The sequence below is a fragment of the Microbaculum marinisediminis genome (assembly GCF_025397915.1).
GTDB classification, from domain to species: Bacteria; Pseudomonadota; Alphaproteobacteria; order Rhizobiales; family Tepidamorphaceae; genus Microbaculum; species Microbaculum marinisediminis.
Genome location: NZ_JALIDZ010000003.1, coordinates 453,872 through 473,655 on the forward strand (window position 1 = coordinate 453,872; position 19,784 = coordinate 473,655).

Below are 19,784 nucleotides of genomic sequence, written 5' to 3' on the forward strand. Positions count from 1 at the left end.
TCGTCGAGAAGTCGGGTGAGCTTAAGGAATAGCGAGTGGCCGGCCCGCTCGCTATTCGGAGGTGCCCTGATTCTGGTCGGACCTGGGCGATACCAAGCTGCAGATAGCTGGTCTGTCCATCGGAGCGGATCGATGGGTGCTATCCGGCGGGCCGGAGACCGGTGAGCTTTCTGTCTGGCACTTCACAGGGCCGCGTGTTGTGGCGGTCGATTCACTCAATCGTGCGGCGGATCACATGATCGCCAGACGCCTGCTTGCGGCCCGTGTCAGTCCGGCGGAAGAGGACATTCATGCCGGAAAGGATCGCCTGAAGGAACTGGCGGCCGGACATTAGCGTCGACGCCGGGGCGCCAAGACCAAGCGCTTCCGGCTCTTGTTTGCACCACTTGTATCTTCGGGGCATTTTTGCGCACCATCTCGGCTCGAGACCGGAACCGCGCGCCTATCGGGCAAGATCTTTGTCCGGCAGCTTGTGCGCTGCGTCTTCTCCGCTTGTTTTGGCCGTGACTAGTATCGGAGCGTGGTCGGGGGCATGACGAACTTGGGCGAGCCTGACGGGCGTGGGGAACCGCTACGCGCCCACCGGCTGTTTAGAACGCGCGATCTTGATGAGGCGCGGGCCAATGTCTCCCGCAGTTTCTGCCCGCACAGGCTGGAAGGTATCGGAGCGATGCGGAGCTTCGATACCGTGCACAACAAGGCCAGTGGCCGGGCCCTGTCATTGAACTATCTGCGCTATGGCGCGGAGGTGCGGATCGATCCGGGTGATCTCGATGATTTCTATCTGATCCAGTTCCCATTGCGTGGCAAGGCGCTGGTGGTCAATGGCGGGCACGAGGTGCTTTCCCATGAGAGCCAGGCTGTCATCCTGAATCCCTCGCTGCGCAGTCGGCTCGAATGGCAGGCTGGGTGCGAAAAACTGATCGTTCAGGTCGGCCGTAAGGCGTTGCAAATGGTTGCCGAGGATCTGATCGGTCACCGCCTCGAACGACCCATCGTCTTTTCTCCCGCCATCGACGGAACTCGGCCGGAGGTCGCGGGTTGGGCGCGCGCGCTTCGCTCCTGCATGATGGCGGCGGAGCGCGGCGCTGACCGTTGGGGCGAGGGGAACCGCAATCAGGCGGTTCTCGAAGAACAACTGATCGCCCGGTTCCTGATATGCCAGCCCAGCGTCATCCAGCATTTCTTCGAGGAGGGCGCGGTGCAGGAGGCAACCTCCCGGCATGTTCGTCGGGCGCGGGCCTTCATACACGCGAACCTCGTGGAGCCTCTCACGCTGTCGCGGATCAGCAAGGCGGCAGGATGCAGCATTCGCGCGCTACAGCTCGCTTTTCGCAACCATCTTGGCTGCACTCCCACCCAGTATATGCGCGACGAGCGTTTGCGGGTCGCTCATTATCATTTGCTGACGGCGCCAGAAGGAACGCTCGTAGGCGACATCGCCTATGACGTGGGCTTTTCGCATCTCGGGCGTTTTTCCATTGATTACCGCCGGGCCTTCGGTCAGGCCCCAAGCGCCACGTTGCGCCGTTCTCGACCGGTCGCACTGAATTTTGCGCATTCTGGACAGTCGTCCGCGAAGCGCGACGTTACCCTAGGGCAAAGAAAACAAAGCTCAGAATACCAGAAGCCCAATGGGAGCAAGAGGATGTCGGAAACGGTCGGAATCACGCGCGCTGACGAGGGTATCAACGGGGTCTCTTGGACGGTCGTAGGGCAGACCTACACTCCAAAGCTGCACACCGAGAATGCCATGATCTGGCACGCGCATATTCCCAGCGGTACCTTCGTGCCGCCGCATATTCACCCCACCCAGGATGAGTGGATCTGCGTCATGGACGGCCAGCTCGAGGTCGAGTGTGGGGATGACGTCCACAAGGCCGGACCGGGCGACACTGTCCGCATGCCGATGGGGATCGTTCATGCCATCTACAACCGGTCCGGCGCGGTCGCGAACGTCGTGTTCGGTGTCGCACCGTCGCGAAAGCTCTATGCCCTGTTCGGCGAATTGGACGGTCTGACCGATCCAGAGGAGCTTGCGCGCATCTCAGCGTTGCATGAGGTCGACTTCCTGCCGCCGGCGTAATGCGCGCAGCGCGCCCGAAGACTTTCCCCTTTCGCCACTGACGCCAGGCCCGGCGCGATCGGGCACGTTCTTGGCCGCGGAAGGTGAGAGGGACGAAATCTCGCGACAGGACCGGGAGCCCCCGGCGAGCGGGGGCGTAAGAGAAGAGACGCCAGTTCCGTTTCCGTCGATACGAACGGCCCGGCAATTGCGGGGCGTGCCCGATGGCATTCGCCGACAAGACGCAGGACCACGCCTGAACGGGGTTTTCGGGCTCCGGATGGGCCGCCGCATGCCCACCATCAGCGCTGAGTCCGGAGGGCCGGCTGAGCGCTGCTAAGGGGCGGAGACAAAACGATATCAAGAGGAGGAAGACATGACATTTGCACACCGTATCGCATCGGCATTGCTTGTGGCCGGGACCGCATTTTCGGTGCCGGCATCGGCCGCTGCCGAAGAGGTGAAAGTCGGCCTGATATTTACCCTCTCGGGGCCTGCCGCGGCGCTCGGGGAGCAGGGGCGCAACGGGTTTCAACTCGCCGTCGACGAATTGGGAGGGCTTGGCGGCCTTGATGTCGCGCTCACCGTGGTCGATGACGAACAGAAGCCCGATATCGCGGCCGGCCGGGCGCGCGAGCTGGTGGAGCGCGAGGGCGTGGACTTCGTCGTCGGCCCCATCTTTTCCAACATTCTTCAGGCGATCTTTCGCCCGGTGACGGAGGGCGGAGCGTTTCTGGTCAGTCCGAACGCAGGGACCTCCAACTATGCCGGCAGCGAATGCCATCCCGACTTCTTCGTAACCTCCTACCAGAACGATCAGGTGCATGAGGTCATGGGCGCCTATGCCGAGCGAGAGGGTTACAAGTCCGTCATTCTGATGGCGCCAAATTACCAGGCTGGTCGTGATGCGCTGGCGGGCTTCAAGAACAGCTACCGCGGAACGGTGATGAACGAGCTGTTCACGCCGATGGGGCATTTCGACTTCTCGGCCGAATTGGCCCAGGTCGCGGCTTTGCGACCGGAGGCGGTCTTCGCCTTCATGCCGGGCGGTATGGGAGTCAATCTCGTTCGCCAGTACGAGCAGGCCGGCCTCAAGGAAATTCCGTTCCTTTCGGCCTTCACCGTGGATGAAAGCACGCTGGACGCGCAGAAGAGTTCGGCGAAGGGCATGCTGGCCGGGGCGAATTGGGCCCCGGATATGGACAATGACGCGTCTCGGCAATTCGTGCGGGCCTATGAGGAGCGTTTCGGCGCGATCCCCGGAACCTACGCGATGCAGGCCTACGATGCGGCGTTGCTGATCGATTCCGCGATCCGCTCTGTCGGGGGCGACTTGTCCGATCGGGACGGCTTGCGTGAGGCTTTGCGCAAGGCGGACTTCGAGAGCCTGCGCGGGAGTTTCAGCTTCGGCGAGAACCATTATCCGATTCAGGATTTCTACCTGACCGGCGTGGTTCAGCGCGAGGACGGACGCTTCCACACATCCATCGTGGAGCGGATCTTCGACGACTATCAAGATCGCTACGTGGGCGAGTGCTCCATGCAGTAACGCGGGCTTGGACCTCGTCCGCGGAGCAAGGCGATCTCATGACCAGCCTGTTTTTCCTGCAGTTGCTGAATGGCATCCAATTGGGCGTGCTCCTCTTCCTGGTGGCGGCCGGCCTGACGCTGATCTTCGGCATCATGGATTTCATCAATATCGCCCATGGAGCCCTCTACATGGTCGGCGCTTATTTGGCGGCGACCCTGGTAGCTGTCACCGGAAATTTCTGGATTGGCCTGATGCTGGCGATGCCGGCGGCACTGCTGTTCGGTCTCGTCCTGGAGGTGACGCTCTTCAGCCGCCTTTATCATCGCTCGCACCTTGACCAGGTGCTTGCAACCTTCGGGCTGGTCATGATCGTCAATGAAAGCGTGCGACTGATTTGGGGCGCTTCGCCACTATCGGTGCCGATGCCGGACGCCTTGTCCGGCTCGGTTCCGCTCTTCGGAATGATCCAGTATCCGGTCTATCGCATCGCGATCATCCTTGTCGGTTTCGCCATCGCGATCGGACTTGCCACCCTTATCAATCGGACGCGAGCCGGGATGTTGCTGCGTGCTGGCGCTTCCAACAGCGCGATGGTGTCGGCGCTCGGATTCAACATCAAGCGGCTTTTCACGGTGGTCTTTGCGCTGGGCGCGATGCTTGCGGGCTTCGCCGGGGCAATCGTGGCGCCGGTCCTGTCGGTTCACCCGGGTATGGGCGAAAGCATGCTCATCTTGGCCTTCGTGGTCATCGTGATCGGAGGGATCGGCTCGATTCGCGGGGCGTTTCTCGCCGCGTTGCTGGTTGGCGTCGTCGATACGCTCGGCCGGTCTTTCGGTCCGGTTCTCCTGCAATGGGTGCTGACCCCGTCGGCGGCCTCGACGACCGGTCGGATGCTGGCTCCCATGCTCGTCTATCTTCTGATGGCGCTTGTGCTCACCGTGCGCCCGACCGGTCTTTTCGGGAGGAAGGCATGAGCGTCGCCGCTACCTTGTCGATGTCGAGGGGACGTCTCGCATCGCGCACGGGCGCTGCATGGATGATCTTCGCGCTGCTGGCGGTCACGCCTGCTGTCGTAACGCTGGCCGGCGACCCGTACCTCACCCTGACCTTCTCGCGTATTCTTATTTTCGCCATTGCCGCGATCTCGCTCGATCTTGTCATGGGGTACGGGGGGCTCGTCACCCTTGGACATGCCGCGAATATCGGGTTCGGTGCCTACGCGGTCGCGGTCCTGTCGCGCCACGGCATCACCGATCTCGGCCTGCAGATGCTGGGCGCCATCGTTCTTGCAGGGGGCTTCGCTGCCGTTACCGGCGCCATCGCCCTGCGCACGCGGGCGGTCTACTTCATCATGATAACGCTGGCCTTTGGCCAGATGGCCTATTTCTTCTTCGTGTCCTTGTCGGCCTATGGCGGCGACGACGGCGTGGCATTGTCCGGACGTTCGACGATCTTCGGCAGCGCACTGCTGGAAAGCGACGTTGTCTTCTACTACGTCGCGTTGGCGTTGCTCGGGCTCGTCTATCTGTTCAGTTTGCGCCTTGTCTCCTCGCGTTTCGGTCGTGTGCTGACCGGTACGCGAGAAGACAGGCTGCGGATGCAAGCCATCGGCTTTCGGCCGTTCGGCTATCAGCTTCTCGGTTTCGCGATCGCAAGCTGCATTGCGGCGATCGCGGGCGTTCTGCTGGCCAACCAGACGGAATTCGTGTCACCGGCCTATATGTCCTGGCATCGCTCCGGCGAATTGCTCGTGATGGTGGTTCTCGGCGGCATGGGGACCTTGCTCGGCGGTGTCGCCGGCGCGATCGTCGTGCTGCTTCTGGAAGAGGGGCTGTCGACGTTCTCCAGCCATTGGCTGCTCGGCCTCGGCGTCGTGCTGCTTGCCGTCGTGCTGTTCTCGCCTTCCGGTCTTGCCGGGCTCGCCCAACGTCTTGTGGGGCGCGGCGAGAGGGAGGGGCGGCCATGAGCGCGCTTCTTTCCATCCACGGGCTGCGCAAATCCTTCGGTGCCCTGCAAGTCACCGATGGGATCGACCTCGATATCGAAATGGGCGAGGTCCACGCCATCATCGGACCGAACGGGGCCGGAAAGACGACCTTCGTATCCCAACTTTCCGGCCAGCTGATGCCCGATGCCGGCAAGGTGATATTCGACGGGCGCGATATCACCCGACTCGACATGGCGGGACGCGCACGGCTCGGCATTTCCCGCTCCTTCCAGATTACGCGGGTGCTCGAGGGCTTTTCGGTGCTGGAGAATGTGGCGCTTGCCGTACAAGCGCGTTCCGGGTCGAGTCTGCGTTTCTTCGCCGATGCGGCCTGCGAGAGGGAACTGAACGCCGTTGCGTTGGAATGTCTGGTCCGGGTCGGGCTCGATCACCGCGCGCAGGAGCGGGCCAGCCACCTTTCGCATGGCGAGCATCGCCAGCTTGAATTCGCCATTGCCTTGGCGTCGCAGCCTCGCCTGCTCTTGCTCGACGAGCCGTTTGCCGGGTCAGGGCGCGAGGAGGCGGATATCCTGCTGAGCTTGATGCGCAGGCTCAAGGGGCAGCAAACGATCCTTTTGATCGAGCATGACATGCAGGCCGTGTTCTCGCTGGCCGACCGTGTTTCGGTCCTCGTTTACGGCGCATTGATTGCGACCGGCAGGCCGGATGAGATCCGGGCCGATCCCCAGGTCCGCTCCGCTTATCTCGGCGCGGAGGAAACGGGAGGGGCCGTCGGGTGCTGATCGTCGAGAAGCTACAAAACGCGTACGGAACCAGTCGGGTGCTCTTCGACATCTCCTTCGAAGTGCAGACCGGAGAGGTGGTTACGCTTCTCGGCCGTAACGGCATGGGCAAGACAACGACCGTCAAGTCGATCTTCGGCCTTCTGCCGCCGCGCGGCGGACGCGTCATTGTTGCGGGGCGCGATATGACGGGCGCCGCTCCGCATCATATCGCCGCGGCCGGGCTCGGGCTGGTGCCCGAAGGGCGCCAGATATTTCCCAATCTTACGGTCGAGGAAAACCTCGTAGCGACCTCGCGCGGGGTGCGTACAGGGCGGTGGTCGCTCGATCGGGTCTATGGGCTGTTCCCGCGTCTGCAAGAACGGCGCAACAACATGGGCAACCAGTTGTCGGGCGGAGAGCAGCAGATGCTCGCGATCGGCCGGGCGCTGATGACCAATCCGCGTCTTGTTGTGCTCGACGAAGCAACCGAGGGGCTCGCGCCCCTGATCCGCGAGGAGATCTGGGCTTGTCTTGCCAGGCTCGAAGCCGAGGGCGAGGCGATCCTGGTGATCGACAAGAATGTCGACGCGCTCGCCCGGCTCGCCGATCGCCATGTGGTGATCGAGAAGGGGGAGGTGAAATGGACCGGTCGAACGGTCGAGCTCCTGGCAAAGCCTGAAATTCGAGAGCGGTATCTGCAGGTTTGAAGGCGCGGTGCAAGCGCTGTGTATCTGCGGCAGTGGTGAGGAGACAGAGATGATGACAATGGCAGCGGGTATTACGTCCTCGGGGACGGGGATCGACGATGTGATTTGGAGCGTGCTTGGGCAGACCTACGTGCCGAAACATCGCTCCGGCACGTCGTTTTCGTGGCACGCGACCTTGCCGCCGGGCACCTTCGTGCCGCCGCATATCCATCCGACGCAGGACGAATTCCTCTATATCCTGGAAGGGCGTTTCGATCTCTGGCTCGATGGCGAGAACGTGGCTGCCTTGCCGGGCGATGTCGTACGGCTGCCGATGGGACAGGCGCACGGGATCTACAACAAAAGCGAAACCGTCACCAACAAGTGCCTGTTCTGGGTGTCGCCCGAACGGCGTCTCTACGATCTGTTTTGGGCGTTGCACAATCTTGGCCCGAACGCCAATCCGGCGGATGTGGTGGCTGTGTCGGCCGAACACGAGGTCGATTTCCTGCCGCCGTCCGAGGAGGCGTGAGCATGACAGTTCTCATCGCGGGCGCTGGCATCGGTGGTCTCACCTCCGCCTTGATGCTGCATCAGCGCGGCATCAAAGCATGCCTTTACGAAGCTGCGGAAACCGTGCGCGAGATCGGCGTCGGCATCAATATACTGCCGCACGCGATCCGTGAATTGGACGGCTTGGGGCTTCTCGCGGCGCTCGACGAAGTCGGCGTGCGAACCCGTGAATTGCGCTATCTGACGCGCGCGGGGCAGGAGGTCTGGCGGGAGGTTCGCGGAACCGATGCCGGCCACGACGTCCCACAATTTTCGATCCATCGTGGCCGCTTGCAGGCGTTGCTCTACAAGGCTGTTCTGGAGCGACTTGGACCGGATTGCGTTCACACAGGCCGGCGGCTCAGCGGTTTTATCCAGGACGAGGCTGGTGTCACCGCGCATTTCACGGACAGCGCGGGCGGTGGCGAGGGAGAGACTGCGCGTGCGAGCGTTCTCATCTGCGCCGACGGGATTCACTCGGTCGGGCGGCGAAGCTTCTATCCCAGCGAAGGGCTTCCGTCCTGGAATGGCGTGGTGATGTGGCGCGGCGCGACGGAATGGCCCGTTTGGCAGGATGGCCGCACCATGGCCATTGCCGGGGGCTTTAGCGGCAAGTTCGTGCTCTATCCGATTGCACCGTCGCAGGATGGCCGTCAGTTGATGAACTGGGTGGTGAACATTCGACTGAAGGACCCGGAAACCTCACCGCCCCCGCCCGATAGTTGGTCGCGTCCGGCAGCGCATGCCCGGGTGTTGCCTTACGCGCGGCGTTTCACCGTTCCCGACTTCGATATCGAGAGCCTGGTCCGAGCCACGCCCCAGATCTTCGAGTATCCGATGGCCGACCGCGACCCGTTGCCTCGCTGGAGTTTCGGATACGTCACGCTGCTGGGGGATGCGGCTCATCCGATGTACCCGGTCGGCTCGAACGGAGCCAGCCAGGCCATTCTCGACGCGCGGTGTCTCGCCGATTGTCTCAAGTCCGCGGAACATCCCCGTGCCGCACTCTGGCAGTACGAGCAGCAGCGCCTGCCGGCCACGGCCGAAGTCGTGGCGCTGAACCGGGGTGGTGGGCCGGAGCGCGTCATCGATGAGGTCGAGAAACGCGCACCTGCAGGCTTCGAGAATATCGATGACGTTTTGTCGGAGGCCGATCGGCAGGCACTGGTGCGCGGCTATGCGCAGACCGCGGGCTTCCACGCGGTTCGTCGGGTGTGAGCCTGGAACTGTTTTGCCCGGCGATTTGATGGAGCATCCCTGTCTCCGAGATAAAAAGATACGGCACGTGTCAGTCCGGCGGACGGGGACATTCCGGCCGGAAGTGAACTCTTGAAGGAACTGGCGGCTGGACATTAGCGTCGACACCGGGGCGCCAAGACCAAGCGCTTCCGGCTGCGTTGCTCCATCTTCGGTCCCTGTTCGCGGAACGGGCTTAGGCCGCGTGCCATGATACAACGGCGTCATGCCGACGCGGTTGTACCCGACGCAGATGATCGACGCGGCCTCGGTCTGGCGCGCCCAGGGCTTCGCGGTGGTCAGGCGGCGGACCTTCCCGTCACGGGATTCCGGGATGGGGGAGGGGGGCGGCGGCGATGTCCAGAACCTGCAGCAGCTGACGGCGACCGGCGCCCAGGCCCACCGCGGCGTCCAGATGCAGGCGTAGGCCAGGGCCGTATCGCTGCGCCTGCATCGCGTCGAGCGCGATGCAGATCATCTCGATCTGCACCGGAGTGAGCGCCTCTTCCTGCCATGCCACGGCCATGGACGGGAAGAAGCTCTCGAAGGCGCGCGGCGACTGCCGGAGCAGGGACTTCAGAAACCCGGGAACCTGCGCGTCCAGCTGTTTCCAGATGCGGCGATCGCCGACGTGCCTGTCCCAGATCTCCTGTTGGTCCCGGGACAGGGGCGCGTCGGCCTCCGGGCCGTGGCAGAGCGCGTCGACAAGGCGCGAGCCCTCCATCAGGGCGTGGACGCCGACGCCGGAGACGAGCACGACGACAGTGTGCAGTTGCGCCGGTGTCGCGCCGGCCCGCAGGGCATCTTGCGCGGTGCTGCGCGAAAGCTGCGGGTGCAAGGCAAACGGCGAACAGGCCAGCGCGAACCTGACCAGGGCCGCATCCAGATCCGACAGGGGCTGTCCGTCGGAAACCGAGGCTAGGCGGTCCTGCACCATCTTCCTCAGCGCATCGAGGCTCAGTCCGTCCATTGCAGCGGCCACTCCGTTTCCTCGGCCCTATATCCGCTCCGCATCAGCCGAGCCGCCATCTCTTACCCAGATAAGGATGATATATTTTAGGTCTAAATCAGATTGCTTTAGTGCTAAACCATATTGGCGAGCTGGCGTCAAATGGTGGCCAGCCGAGTGAGCGGTCGGCCGGCGGGTGGCGGGGATTTCGGCGATCGAACCTATGTTGCCCCGTCGGGCATGTCGGGACCCATGTTCGTGGTCACTCCCAGGGCTCAGCTTGAGCGGATAGTGGCGTCGCAGCAGAAATGGTTTGATAAAACAGCGTGTTATTGCTTTGGTCGCCGGTCGTTTCACCGCGACGGCGGCTACCGCGGAACCGTCGCCGCGCTTGACGAGGGGGCGGCGGGCACCTGTCGCCCCGTATCGGGTTTCGCTTCCATCGTCGTTGTCGGGACGCCGCTGCGGGCGCCGGTCCGGCGCGCGGGGTGGCGGCAATGTGGATTGTGCGGTGCGGCCTCGGATCAAATATTATATCTCTAAAATAATTCTTGACCGGCGATCCGCCGGTTTCTAGCGTAGCCGTCGCGTCGAGATCGCAGGAGGTTGTCAATGACGATGCATGCTGCCGCTCCGAAACCGGGGTCAGAGGCGGAAATCTGGACCGAAGACCGCCTGCGGATCCTGAACTCGGCGCGAGAACTCGGCGACGCCATCCGGGCGGCGGCAGACGACATCGACGCCAGTCGCGGCGTCCCCGCGCATATCGTCGAGGCGCTTTCGCAGGCCGGCGTGTTCCGGATGTCATTTCCCCGTAGCTGGGGAGGGCCGGAGATGACGCCGGCCCATCAGTTCGAGGTGATCGAGGCGATCGCGCAAGCCGACGGATCCACCGGCTGGTGCGCCTATATCGGCGCCAACGGGGGATATTTCACCGCCTATCTGGATCAGGACGAGGCGCGGTCGATGTTCCCCACGCCGGAGAGCATGGATGCTGCGACCGGCGGCGTGCCGACGCCGATCGGGACGGCAGAGGTCGCCGACGGCGGCTACGTCATCTCGGGGCGTTGGTCGTTCGGCAGCGGTATCCGGCACTCGAAGTGGCTCGTGGTCGGCGCGCTCGTGCGACAGGACGGGAAGGTCGTCCTGGACGAGGCCGGCCAGCCGCGCGCGATCGCCGCGTTCCTGCCGACCTCGGACATCGAGATCCACGACACCTGGAACGCGACGGGGCTGCGCGGCACCGGCAGCCACGATTTCGAGGTCCACGCGAAGTACGTTGCCGCCGAGCGGACGTTCAATTTCTACTCGTCGCCGCCCCGCCGCCCGAGCGCGCTCTATGCCTTCCCGAACATCTTCTTCTTCAATCACTCGGCGGTGGTGCTGGGCATCGCCCGGTCCGCGATCGACACGTTCAAGGAACTGTGCCGGACCAAGAAGACGCCGTGGGGGCAACTGGAACGCCAGCCGTTCGCCGTTGACGCGCTGGCACGGGCAGAGGCCGCCGTCGGCGCGGCCCGGAGCTACGCCCTCGAGACGTTGCGCGACCTCTACGCGGCCCTGGAGACACAGAAGTCCCTGTCGCTCGAGGATGCGGCGCGCTTCCGCCTGACGATCACGCATTGCCACCGGGCCGCTGTGGAGGCCGTCGATCTCGTCTTCAATGCGGCGGGCACCACGGCGGTCAAGGTGCCCGGCATCCTCGACCGGTGCTTCCGCGATGTGCACACGGCCAACCAGCATCTGGTCGCCTCGCCGATGAGCTATTCGATCATCGGCGCGATGATGCTGGGGACCGTGCCCGCCGATCCGCTCTACTTCCCGCCCCGCAAGGGCTGACGCCATCCATCCCGTCATCTGGCCGCACGTGAGGAGGCGAACAGCATGAGCATCGATCGAACCGCTTTCCGCGCGGCGATGTCGCGCCTCGGCGCCTCGGTGAACCTGATCACCACCGACGGGCCGGCCGGGCGCTACGGCATGATCGCGTCCGCCGTCTGCAGCGTGACCGACGATCCGCCCACGGTACTCGTCTGCATCAATCGAAGCTCGAGCAGCTACCGCACGATCCGGGCGAACCGGGTTCTCTGCGTCAACGTCCTGGCGGCAGACCACGAGCCGCTGTCGCGGCGGTTCTCCGATCCGAACCTGTCGGTGGAAGACCGGTTCGCGGCGATGGGGCAGTGGACCAGCCTGGTGACGGGGTCGCCTGCTCTCCACGGAGCGTCCGTGGCGCTGGACTGCAAGGTGACGGCTGCGCGCAATGTGGGAACGCATTGCGTGTTCTTCTGCGAGGTCGCGGATGCGCACCTGGCCGGAACCGCGCAGGCCCTGATCTACTTCGACAGGACGTACCATCCGCTGACCGCCTGGCAGGCACCGGCTGCCGACGCCTACTGAAACGCGCCGGCCCGGGGAGTTTCGATCATGAAAGCTCTGATCTTCGATGCGATCGGCTCCGAGGCCGACAAGTTCGACGTGGTTGCATTGCGCGATATTCCCGCCGTCGCGCCCGGCCGCCACGAGGTGGTCGTCAAGATGCTCCTGGCGCCGGTGAACTGGTCCGATTTCCTGTTCATCGGAGGGCGATATCCGGAACCGCGCGTGCCGCGCCTGCCGGGGCAGATAGCCGGGATCACCGGCGTCGGCGTGGTGGTCGAAGGTGGCGCGGCCACGCGGATCGCGCCGGGAACGGTCGTGTCGTTCAGCCATCCGGGCAGTTGGGCGGACTTCACGTCCGTACCCGAAGCGGCCCTGATCCCCGTTCCAACGGGGCTGCCGCTGCACATAGCGGCGCAGATCGGCAATCCGCTGACGGCATGGGACCTCCTGCGCATGGCCAATCTCGGTCCCGGCGGGACCATCGTGCTCACGGCTGCCTACGCGAACGTGGCGCGCTGCGTCGCGCAACTCGCCGCCCGGTCCGGACTTCATGTCATCGGTACGGCGCGAAGGCTGTCACCGGAGGGCAGGCCGGCGGGGTATGACGCGGTTCTCGAGCTGTCGGATGAGGGCCTTGAAGCGCCAGGCCAGGCCGACGCAGTCCTGGATCGGGTGATGACCGCGACGGGCGGTCGGGCGCCGGACGTCATCGTCGATTGCGTGGGAGGGCCGGCGCTCGGGATGCTCGCGCGCGCGCTGGCCCCGTATGGAAAGATCATCACCTACGGGACGCTGACCGGCCGCGATCTCGGCCTCAACAATCCCTTGATCATGTCCAAGTTCCTGAGCCTTCAAGCTTATGGCTACCGGTACTTCTCGACCATGCCGGCGGCGGACGCCCATCATCACCGGCAGGCACTCGCGGCGCTCACGGAACAGCCGTTCTCGCTTCCGCCCCCCGCCGACCTGCACGGGCTCGACGACTTCAGGTTGGCCATCGACCGGCATTTCGATGGCGCCCGTCACGGCAAACAGGTTTTCCGGATCGCGGACCACGCCGAGATCGAAGAGGCAGCGGCGAAACTGGGCCTCGCATCGGCCTTCGGCTAGGGCAGTGTTCCGTTCGGTCGGGCATCCTCCAGATGGGATCTATCCAGCGCATCGCGTTGACGGTTTTGGCTGAACCGGCGGCACGGGCCGTCGTCTAAAGGGAGAGAAAGCATGTCATTACTGGGCTCCAGCACGTTCACCTGGCGCGCGTTGCGTCGCACATCGGCCGGGGCTCTCGCTCTGGCCGCGGCGACGCTCGGCCTGGCCTCGGCAGCGCCGGCGGAGACGGTCATCAAATTCGCCACGACGATGCCCAATGGCAGCGTGATGATGAAAGCGGTCTACCAGCCGTGGATCGACGCGCTGAACGAGGCCGGCAAGGGCGAGTTCGTGGTGGTGCCGCAGGAGCCGCCCTTCGCGGTCACGACGAATGTCTGGGACCGCGTCGTCAGCGGGGTGGCGGACATGGGGTTCGCCATCCTGCCCAATACCGGCGTGCCGTTTCCGCGCAGCACCGTATCGATGCTGCCGGGACTGGTGGACAACGACACCGAAGCGGGATCGATCGCGTTCTGGCGGTTGTACGAGCGGGGCCTGCTGGCGGACGAATTCGACAGCGTCAAGATCATGAACATCGTCGCGCTGCCGCCCGCGGTGCTGGTATCGAAGGAGCCGATCACCTCGCTCGACCAGCTTGCCGGCAAGAAGGTGCGCGTGCTCGACAAGATCAGTGCGGATGCCGTGGAGGCGCTGGGCGGGTCGTCCATCGCGATCCCGTTTTCCGACACCTACCAGGCGCTGAGCTCCGGCGTCGTCGATGCCATTTTGGCCAATGGCACGACGCTGCTGTACTACAAGTTCGGCGAGCTGATGACGAAGCAGGTGAACAACGTCTACTTCGGCATGCTGCCCTCGGTGATCTTCATGAACAAGGAATTCTATGAAGGCCTTTCGCCCAAGGCGAAGGAGATCGTGGACAGGTTTGTCGGCGAGGAGTCGTCGCGTCAGATCGGTGCCGCATATACCAAGTTCGAGAGCGAGAACTATGCAACGCTCGGCTCGCAGAACAGCGCGTACACGTTCATCGAGCTTCCGCGGGACGAGCGGGATCGCTGGCACGAAGCGATCGAGCCGATCGTGTCCGACTGGGTGAACGCCACGCCGGACGGCCAGGCGCTGGTGGACGCCTTCAAGGAAGAGTACGCCAAAGCCAAGCAATAGGGGGCAGCCCCGTTTCCTGATCGGCTCCAGGGTGTTCCCCTCGCTCGCGCGACCCCGTGGCAGGCGAACACGTCGGGGGCCGATCAATTGGTCCATGGTTTGACGGTCCAGATCTGGAATCCGGTCGAAAACTTTTCGGCCGAACGCGGATCAACGGGGGCAGCCGCCGCCATGAGCCGTTTGGCGCCGCCGCACCTGCTTCGTGCGTGACATGACCCGTTGAACAGCCTCGATTGACTTTGCCTCGATTGCTCCTAATTTTCGCGGTACCCCATATGGGATAAGTTGTTCGATCCAAGGCGAACGTTCCTATGCTGCGGTTGCTTGTCGGACTGTTGGTTGCCGCCGTCGTGGCGTACGGGGCCTCGGCTCCCGAAGCGCCGCATGAGCGGGCGGAATCGGCTGTCGTATCGATAAGCATGGCCGCGACGAGCATGGCTCCGGCGGCCGGTGGACCATGGCAGCCGGATCGTGCCGCACCGTCGAAGCATTGTCCGCAATTGACATGCTCCCAAACGTTCGCGACGCCCTCCGCCCAATCCAAATTCCTACTCGACGTGTCGTTGGCGATTGCGCCGCGAGCCAAGGAGCGCGACCCGCGTTCCATAGTGCTGGATCAGGACCCTCCGGTGCCACGCCCGTTGGCCTGAAGTGCTGATCGACCGCAGGTCTTTCTAGTCGGAAGACGTCATGGCGTCGTCGCGCGAGCGGCCATCGCCGAGCGACCTTTCCTCGCGCTCCGCCACGGACGCGGTCTCGTCAGCAGCACGTACAAACTGGTCCCATGCACAACCTCGAATTCGGGGAACACGTCAATGACGAGCTCCATCAAGAGATCGATGTCCAGTCCCGTCGACTGCGACGCCTGTGCGGCGCGCGTCGATGGGCTGTGCGCACTGTATAGCGCAAACATATTGCCCCTGCCGGCCCGCTTCAGGGCGGCAGACAAGCACCTGGCTGCCGGTGAAGACGTCCTCGGCGTCGGCGAAACCTTCGACGGAATATACAATCTGGTCGAAGGCTGGGTGGCCCTCTACACCCTGCTTGACGACGGACGGCGGCAGGTCCTGCATTTCGGGCTCCCCGGTGCCGTCATCGGCTTCCAGCCCGACAGCAGTGCGATAACCACCTATGGCGTCCAGGCCCTGACGGACGCGGCCTTCTGCTTCATTCCGCGGAAAAACCTCGCCCCGCTCGTTCAGGAATGTCCCGAAATCGCGATGCGCCTCGCGTGGCTGATGTCACGTGACCGGAGCCTGTCGTTCGGCCACCTGACGAGCATCGGGCGGCATTCGGCGCGCGAACGCGTGTCGCAGCTCCTCCTCGAACTCTTCACCCGATACCGGTCGCAATGGCCAGGGCATCGCATCGAGGAACTGCGTCTGCCGCTCACGCAGGAGCTGATCGGCGACGCGACCGGCCTGACCGGCGTGCATGTCAATCGGGTCCTGCGGGAGCTGAAGCGGGATGGCATCGTCGAGTTCCAATACCGCAAGCTGCGGATCCTCGATCCCGACAAGCTGGTGCAGGTGGCCCGGATAGACCCGCATCTGCTGGCGCCGTGGATCAGGCGCCACGGGGAGGGCGAGGGTATGCGCGCCGGGCCGCACACACTGCCTGCCAGAGCGACCCGGGTCGCGGCATGACAGCGCGAGCCGATCGGCCGTTGGCCGGAGCCGCGCGGCATGTCGCCGGCGGGGAAGGCGGACCGGCGCCGCTTCCCGCGGACTCTTTAACATCCGTCATATCCGCGAGGTCGCCGCCTGTGCCTTTGTAGGCCATCGCATCGAAACGCTTGGCATTGCGGCCTGGTCGCGGTGTCCCGCGGGTTCGCTGCCACGCACCGAAACGGGAGGCGCCGAAATGGATGCGCTGGTCTATTTCCTGTTCTGGGCCGCGCTGATATTCGTGATGATGCGGCTCGGCTGCGGTGCCCATGTCATGGGGCACGGTGGCCGCGGCGCGCGCGCCGGACGGTCTCAGGACGCCAGCGACGCGCTGCGCTGGATACCGCCGGAGACGGAGGTCGATCCCGTCTGCGGCCGGGAGATCCGTACCGCCGCGGCGAAGTCGGCGGTCCATGACGGCACGGTCTACTATTTCTGCTCGCGCGAATGCCGCGAGCGCTTCGAGGCCACGCCCGACAGCTATCTGACTGCCGAGGCCGCGAACGAGCCGAAACTCGTGGAGCAGTCCGATGGGTGACACGTCGCAATCACCCGTTCGTCGCGATTCGGGAACGCCGCTGCGTATCGCATCGGCGCCGCGCATTCCGGTCATGGCGCTCGGCATGAGCCTCGGACTGTTCCTGGCGATCACCTACGTCCTGTGCGTCGGTTTCGACCTGCTTTTCCCCGGCATGGCTATGTATCAGACGTGGCTCAGGCTCCTGCCGGGATTTACCTGGCTCACATGGCCGAGCTTCTTCCTCGGCCTTTTCGAGGCGTTCGCGTATGGCTGGTTCGTCGCGTTCGTCTTCGCGCCGCTGTTCAACGTCTTCGCCAAACGGTGGGGCTGATGACCAAGGGCGTTGCATCGGTCGTTGGAGCCGGCCTCGCCCCGCTGTGTTTCGCGGTGAAACCGTGAAGCAGTCCGAACGGGCGAGCACGCTGGTGGCCAGCGTGTCGGCGAAGGCCGATTGAAGGGACGGTGCGGTGTCCGAAAATGGCGCCTCCGGTTCGCACTTCTAACCTGAATCAAGGATTTCCGGGTCTGCCGGTCCTAACTCTTGCGACGCCTCCGATACTGGGGGGCAACTCGCGGTCATTCCCGTTATTCGGTACCGCTGACAAGAAAAGGAAATCCACTATGACCAAAGTCTTCGCGACCGCCGCGCTCGCTCTCGCGCTGAACGTGACCGCGTTCGCGCCGTCCTTCGCCCAGATGCCCGGCCAGGGCGGACCGATGATGGGCATGATGGGCGGCGGGTGCATGATGGGGCAGAACATGATGGGCTCGGGAATGATGGGCCAGGGCATGATGCGCCAGGGTCAGATGGGCCAGGGACAGATGGGGCAGGGACAGATGGGGCAGGGACAGATGGGTGCGGGGGGCGGCATGGGCGGTCCCGGCATGATGCGGGGCCAGCCCCGGATGGCGGCCATGGTCGACGGTCGCCTCGCCTACCTCAAGACCGAACTCGGCATCACCGAGGCGCAGGCCGACGCCTGGAACGGTTATGCCGAAGCCATAAAGGGGCGCGTCGAAACGATGCGTGACATGCGCGAAAGCATGATGGAGGCGATGCAGAAAGGGACCGCACCCGAACGCATGGCGGCCCGCATCGGCGGCATGGAGGCCATGCTCGAGTCGATGAAGGCCGTCCAGCCGGCGACCGAGCAGCTCTATTCGGCCCTGACAGACGATCAAAAAGGGATTGCGGACCAACTTATCGGAATGGATTGCGGAGCCATGTGACCGCACCGGTGTTTCCACTTGAGAGGCCGATCGATCCGGACGGTCGCTCGTATCGGCAGGTGGCGGCTCCACCGAAGGACAAGTCCGAGACGAGGATCGATTCCGATGGTTCGAGAGTTCACCACCTAGACCCATGACTTCGACGACACACGATCGCAGATCTCCGCGCTACGAAACCGGCAGCCTGACCCTGACCGGCGCCGTGGCGATGGGCACCGGCGTCATGATCGGCGCCGGGATCTTCGCGCTGACCGGGCAGATCGCCGAGCTGGCGGGCGAATTGTTTCCGCTCGCGTTCGTCGCCGCGGCGATCGTCACCGGGTTCAGCGCCTATTCCTACGTCAAGCTGGCGAATGCGTACCCCTCCGCCGGGGGGATCGCGATGTTCCTGGAAAAGGCCTACGGCAAGTCGATGATGACCGGCGCCTGCGCGCTGCTCATGTATTTCTCCATGGTCATCAACGAGAGCCTGGTGGCCCGCACCTTCGGCACGTACACGCTGCAGCTGTTCGATGCGGGTGGCATGGACTGGCTGGTGCCCGCGCTCGGCGTCGGCCTGCTGGCCTTCGCCTTCGCGGTGAACATAGCCAGCAACCGGGTTATCCAGACGCTTTCGTTCTTCATGGCCTTCCTGAAGATCGGCGGCGTGGCGGCGTTCGCGGTGGCGGGGCTCTGGGTGTCCGGGCTCTCCTTCAAGAGCGTGGGGCTTACGCCGGCGGAGTCCGGGGCCGGCGGCTTTCTCGGCGCGGTGGCGCTCGGCATCCTCGCCTACAAGGGGTTCACGACGATCACCAACAGCGGCGGCGAGATCGTGGAGCCGCACCGGAACGTCGGCCGCGCCATCGTGATCGCCATCGGCATCTGCGTGGTGATCTACGTCCTCGTCGCGCTGGCCGTCGGCGCAAACCTGACCATCGGCGAGATCGTCGCATCACGAGACTATGCGCTGGCGCAGGCCGCGCGCCCCGCCTTCGGCGATTACGGTCTCTGGTTCACCGTGCTGTTCGCGATCGTCGCGACGGTCTCGGGCGTTATCGCCAGCGTCTTCGCGGTCTCGCGCATGCTGGCGATGCTCACCGAGATGAAACTCGTGCCGCACAGCCATTTCGGCATGCCGGGCAGCATCCAGAAGCATACGCTGGTCTATACGATCGTCGCGGCGATGATGCTGACGGTCTTCTTCGATCTGGGACGGATCGCTGCGCTCGGCGCGATCTTCTACATCGTCATGGACATCGCCATCCACTGGGGCGTCTTTCGTCATCTTCGCAAAGAAATCGGCGCCAACGGTTTCATTCTGGTCGCGGCCATGGCCCTGGATGTGGTGGTCCTGATGGCGCTTCTCGTCGTCAAGGCGACGACGGACGTGCTCGTGATCTATGCGGCCATCGCCGGGATGGCACTGATCTTCGCCGGTGAGAGAGTGTTTCTTCGTGCGCGTTGATTGCAGCGCTTCAACGAAGAAACGTCGGTCCTGGAAAGATGTGTGCGACATATTTGCAATTGACTTGCCGGCGTTGCCGATTGGTGCAAAGGTTTCGATATGTCACGGTTTTTGGCATATGTTCTGATCTTGGCGCTTTCGATTGCGTCGGGCGTCATCGCCAACTCGGCGATGGCGGGGGGACGACTATTCGTCTCGCCGTTGGCCAGTCCTTGTGAACGCGTCGCGGCAGCCGATATCCATGCCGCTCCCGTGACATCGGACGCGAACGGCATCGCGGCTGCTCGGAACAACATCGGCTGTGATCGCTTGCGCCCCGAAGACCGTGCAGGCGATGCCCCAAACTGTTGTTCGTCCATGTGTCAGACCGGTGCGATGATCGCGCCGGATGCTCCTGTCATGGGGGCCCAGTCCCGCCACAGGCAGGAAGTCCTGGCGGATAGGAACTGGATGTCGGTTCCGGTTGCGGCGTCGGAGCGCCCACCCGGGGTTTCCTGACCGATCGCCTGCGCGACGGCGTCCGTCTCGTTCGGCTTGCA

The 19,784-nt window shown here is 64.0% G+C and carries 18 protein-coding genes and 1 pseudogene; 18 read left to right on the forward strand and 1 reads right to left on the reverse strand.

Annotated features, from left to right (window positions below):
- Positions 1-70: 70 nt before the first annotated feature.
- The 9 genes and pseudogenes from MUB46_RS08225 to MUB46_RS08270 form a co-directional block, all read left to right on the forward strand.
- A pseudogene (locus tag MUB46_RS08225) lies at positions 71-334 on the forward strand (oxidoreductase C-terminal domain-containing protein); the annotation flags it as partial.
- 198 nt (positions 335-532) lie between these two features.
- Complete coding sequence (locus MUB46_RS24265) at positions 533-2,086, forward strand: AraC-like ligand-binding domain-containing protein (RefSeq protein WP_315902720.1); 1,554 nt, start codon at positions 533-535, stop codon at positions 2,084-2,086.
- Positions 2,087-2,441: 355 nt separating this feature from the next.
- Positions 2,442-3,614: an ABC transporter substrate-binding protein gene (locus tag MUB46_RS08240; protein WP_261615402.1), complete on the forward strand. Its 1,173-nt coding sequence runs from the start codon at positions 2,442-2,444 to the stop codon at positions 3,612-3,614.
- Between the two features lie 38 nt (positions 3,615-3,652).
- On the forward strand, positions 3,653-4,570 hold the full coding sequence (locus MUB46_RS08245) for a branched-chain amino acid ABC transporter permease (protein ID WP_261615403.1): 918 nt from the start codon (positions 3,653-3,655) through the stop codon (positions 4,568-4,570).
- The gene (locus MUB46_RS08250) at positions 4,567-5,562 is read left to right on the forward strand and encodes a branched-chain amino acid ABC transporter permease (protein WP_261615404.1); all 996 of its coding nucleotides are present in this window, start codon (positions 4,567-4,569) and stop codon (positions 5,560-5,562) included. Before MUB46_RS08245 ends, MUB46_RS08250 begins: the two co-directional genes overlap by 4 nt.
- Positions 5,559-6,326: an ABC transporter ATP-binding protein gene (locus MUB46_RS08255; protein ID WP_261615405.1), complete on the forward strand. Its 768-nt coding sequence runs from the start codon at positions 5,559-5,561 to the stop codon at positions 6,324-6,326. Before MUB46_RS08250 ends, MUB46_RS08255 begins: the two co-directional genes overlap by 4 nt.
- Positions 6,320-7,015 (forward strand): ABC transporter ATP-binding protein, encoded by a 696-nt coding sequence (locus tag MUB46_RS08260; protein WP_261615406.1) that lies wholly within the window; start codon positions 6,320-6,322, stop codon positions 7,013-7,015. Before MUB46_RS08255 ends, MUB46_RS08260 begins: the two co-directional genes overlap by 7 nt.
- Before the next feature lie 49 nt (positions 7,016-7,064).
- Positions 7,065-7,526: a cupin domain-containing protein gene (locus MUB46_RS08265; protein WP_261615407.1), complete on the forward strand. Its 462-nt coding sequence runs from the start codon at positions 7,065-7,067 to the stop codon at positions 7,524-7,526.
- A gap of 2 nt (positions 7,527-7,528) precedes the next feature.
- On the forward strand, positions 7,529-8,764 hold the full coding sequence (locus MUB46_RS08270) for a flavin-dependent oxidoreductase (protein ID WP_261615408.1): 1,236 nt from the start codon (positions 7,529-7,531) through the stop codon (positions 8,762-8,764).
- Between the two features lie 337 nt (positions 8,765-9,101).
- Here MUB46_RS08270 and MUB46_RS08275 read toward each other — a convergent pair whose 3' ends face one another.
- Complete coding sequence (locus tag MUB46_RS08275; protein ID WP_261615409.1) at positions 9,102-9,752, reverse strand: carboxymuconolactone decarboxylase family protein; 651 nt, start codon at positions 9,750-9,752, stop codon at positions 9,102-9,104.
- 591 nt (positions 9,753-10,343) lie between these two features.
- On the opposite strand from MUB46_RS08275, the gene MUB46_RS08280 reads away from it, so the two are divergent.
- The 9 genes from MUB46_RS08280 (at position 10,344) to MUB46_RS08320 (ending at position 19,245) form a co-directional block, all read left to right on the forward strand.
- Positions 10,344-11,570, forward strand: coding sequence for an acyl-CoA dehydrogenase family protein (locus tag MUB46_RS08280; protein WP_261615410.1), 1,227 nt, complete (start codon positions 10,344-10,346; stop codon positions 11,568-11,570).
- Between the two features lie 45 nt (positions 11,571-11,615).
- Complete coding sequence (locus MUB46_RS08285; protein WP_261615411.1) at positions 11,616-12,131, forward strand: flavin reductase; 516 nt, start codon at positions 11,616-11,618, stop codon at positions 12,129-12,131.
- Positions 12,132-12,158: 27 nt separating this feature from the next.
- Entirely contained in the window at positions 12,159-13,223 is a 1,065-nt protein-coding gene (locus MUB46_RS08290; protein ID WP_261615412.1) for a quinone oxidoreductase family protein, read from the forward strand.
- 111 nt (positions 13,224-13,334) lie between these two features.
- Entirely contained in the window at positions 13,335-14,384 is a 1,050-nt protein-coding gene (dctP, locus tag MUB46_RS08295) for a TRAP transporter substrate-binding protein DctP (protein ID WP_261615413.1), read from the forward strand.
- An 815-nt stretch (positions 14,385-15,199) separates the two neighbouring features.
- A complete protein-coding gene (locus MUB46_RS08300) occupies positions 15,200-16,030 on the forward strand; it encodes a Crp/Fnr family transcriptional regulator (RefSeq protein WP_261615414.1) in 831 nt (276 codons plus the stop codon).
- Positions 16,031-16,247: 217 nt separating this feature from the next.
- Positions 16,248-16,589, forward strand: coding sequence for a YHS domain-containing protein (locus MUB46_RS08305; protein WP_261615415.1), 342 nt, complete (start codon positions 16,248-16,250; stop codon positions 16,587-16,589).
- Positions 16,582-16,902 (forward strand): DUF5676 family membrane protein, encoded by a 321-nt coding sequence (locus tag MUB46_RS08310; protein WP_261615416.1) that lies wholly within the window; start codon positions 16,582-16,584, stop codon positions 16,900-16,902. The genes MUB46_RS08305 and MUB46_RS08310 overlap by 8 nt, the downstream gene beginning before the upstream one ends.
- A 290-nt stretch (positions 16,903-17,192) precedes the next feature.
- Complete coding sequence (locus MUB46_RS08315) at positions 17,193-17,801, forward strand: Spy/CpxP family protein refolding chaperone (RefSeq protein ID WP_261615417.1); 609 nt, start codon at positions 17,193-17,195, stop codon at positions 17,799-17,801.
- Between the two features lie 133 nt (positions 17,802-17,934).
- On the forward strand, positions 17,935-19,245 hold the full coding sequence (locus MUB46_RS08320) for an APC family permease (protein ID WP_261615418.1): 1,311 nt from the start codon (positions 17,935-17,937) through the stop codon (positions 19,243-19,245).
- Positions 19,246-19,784: the final 539 nt, after the last annotated feature.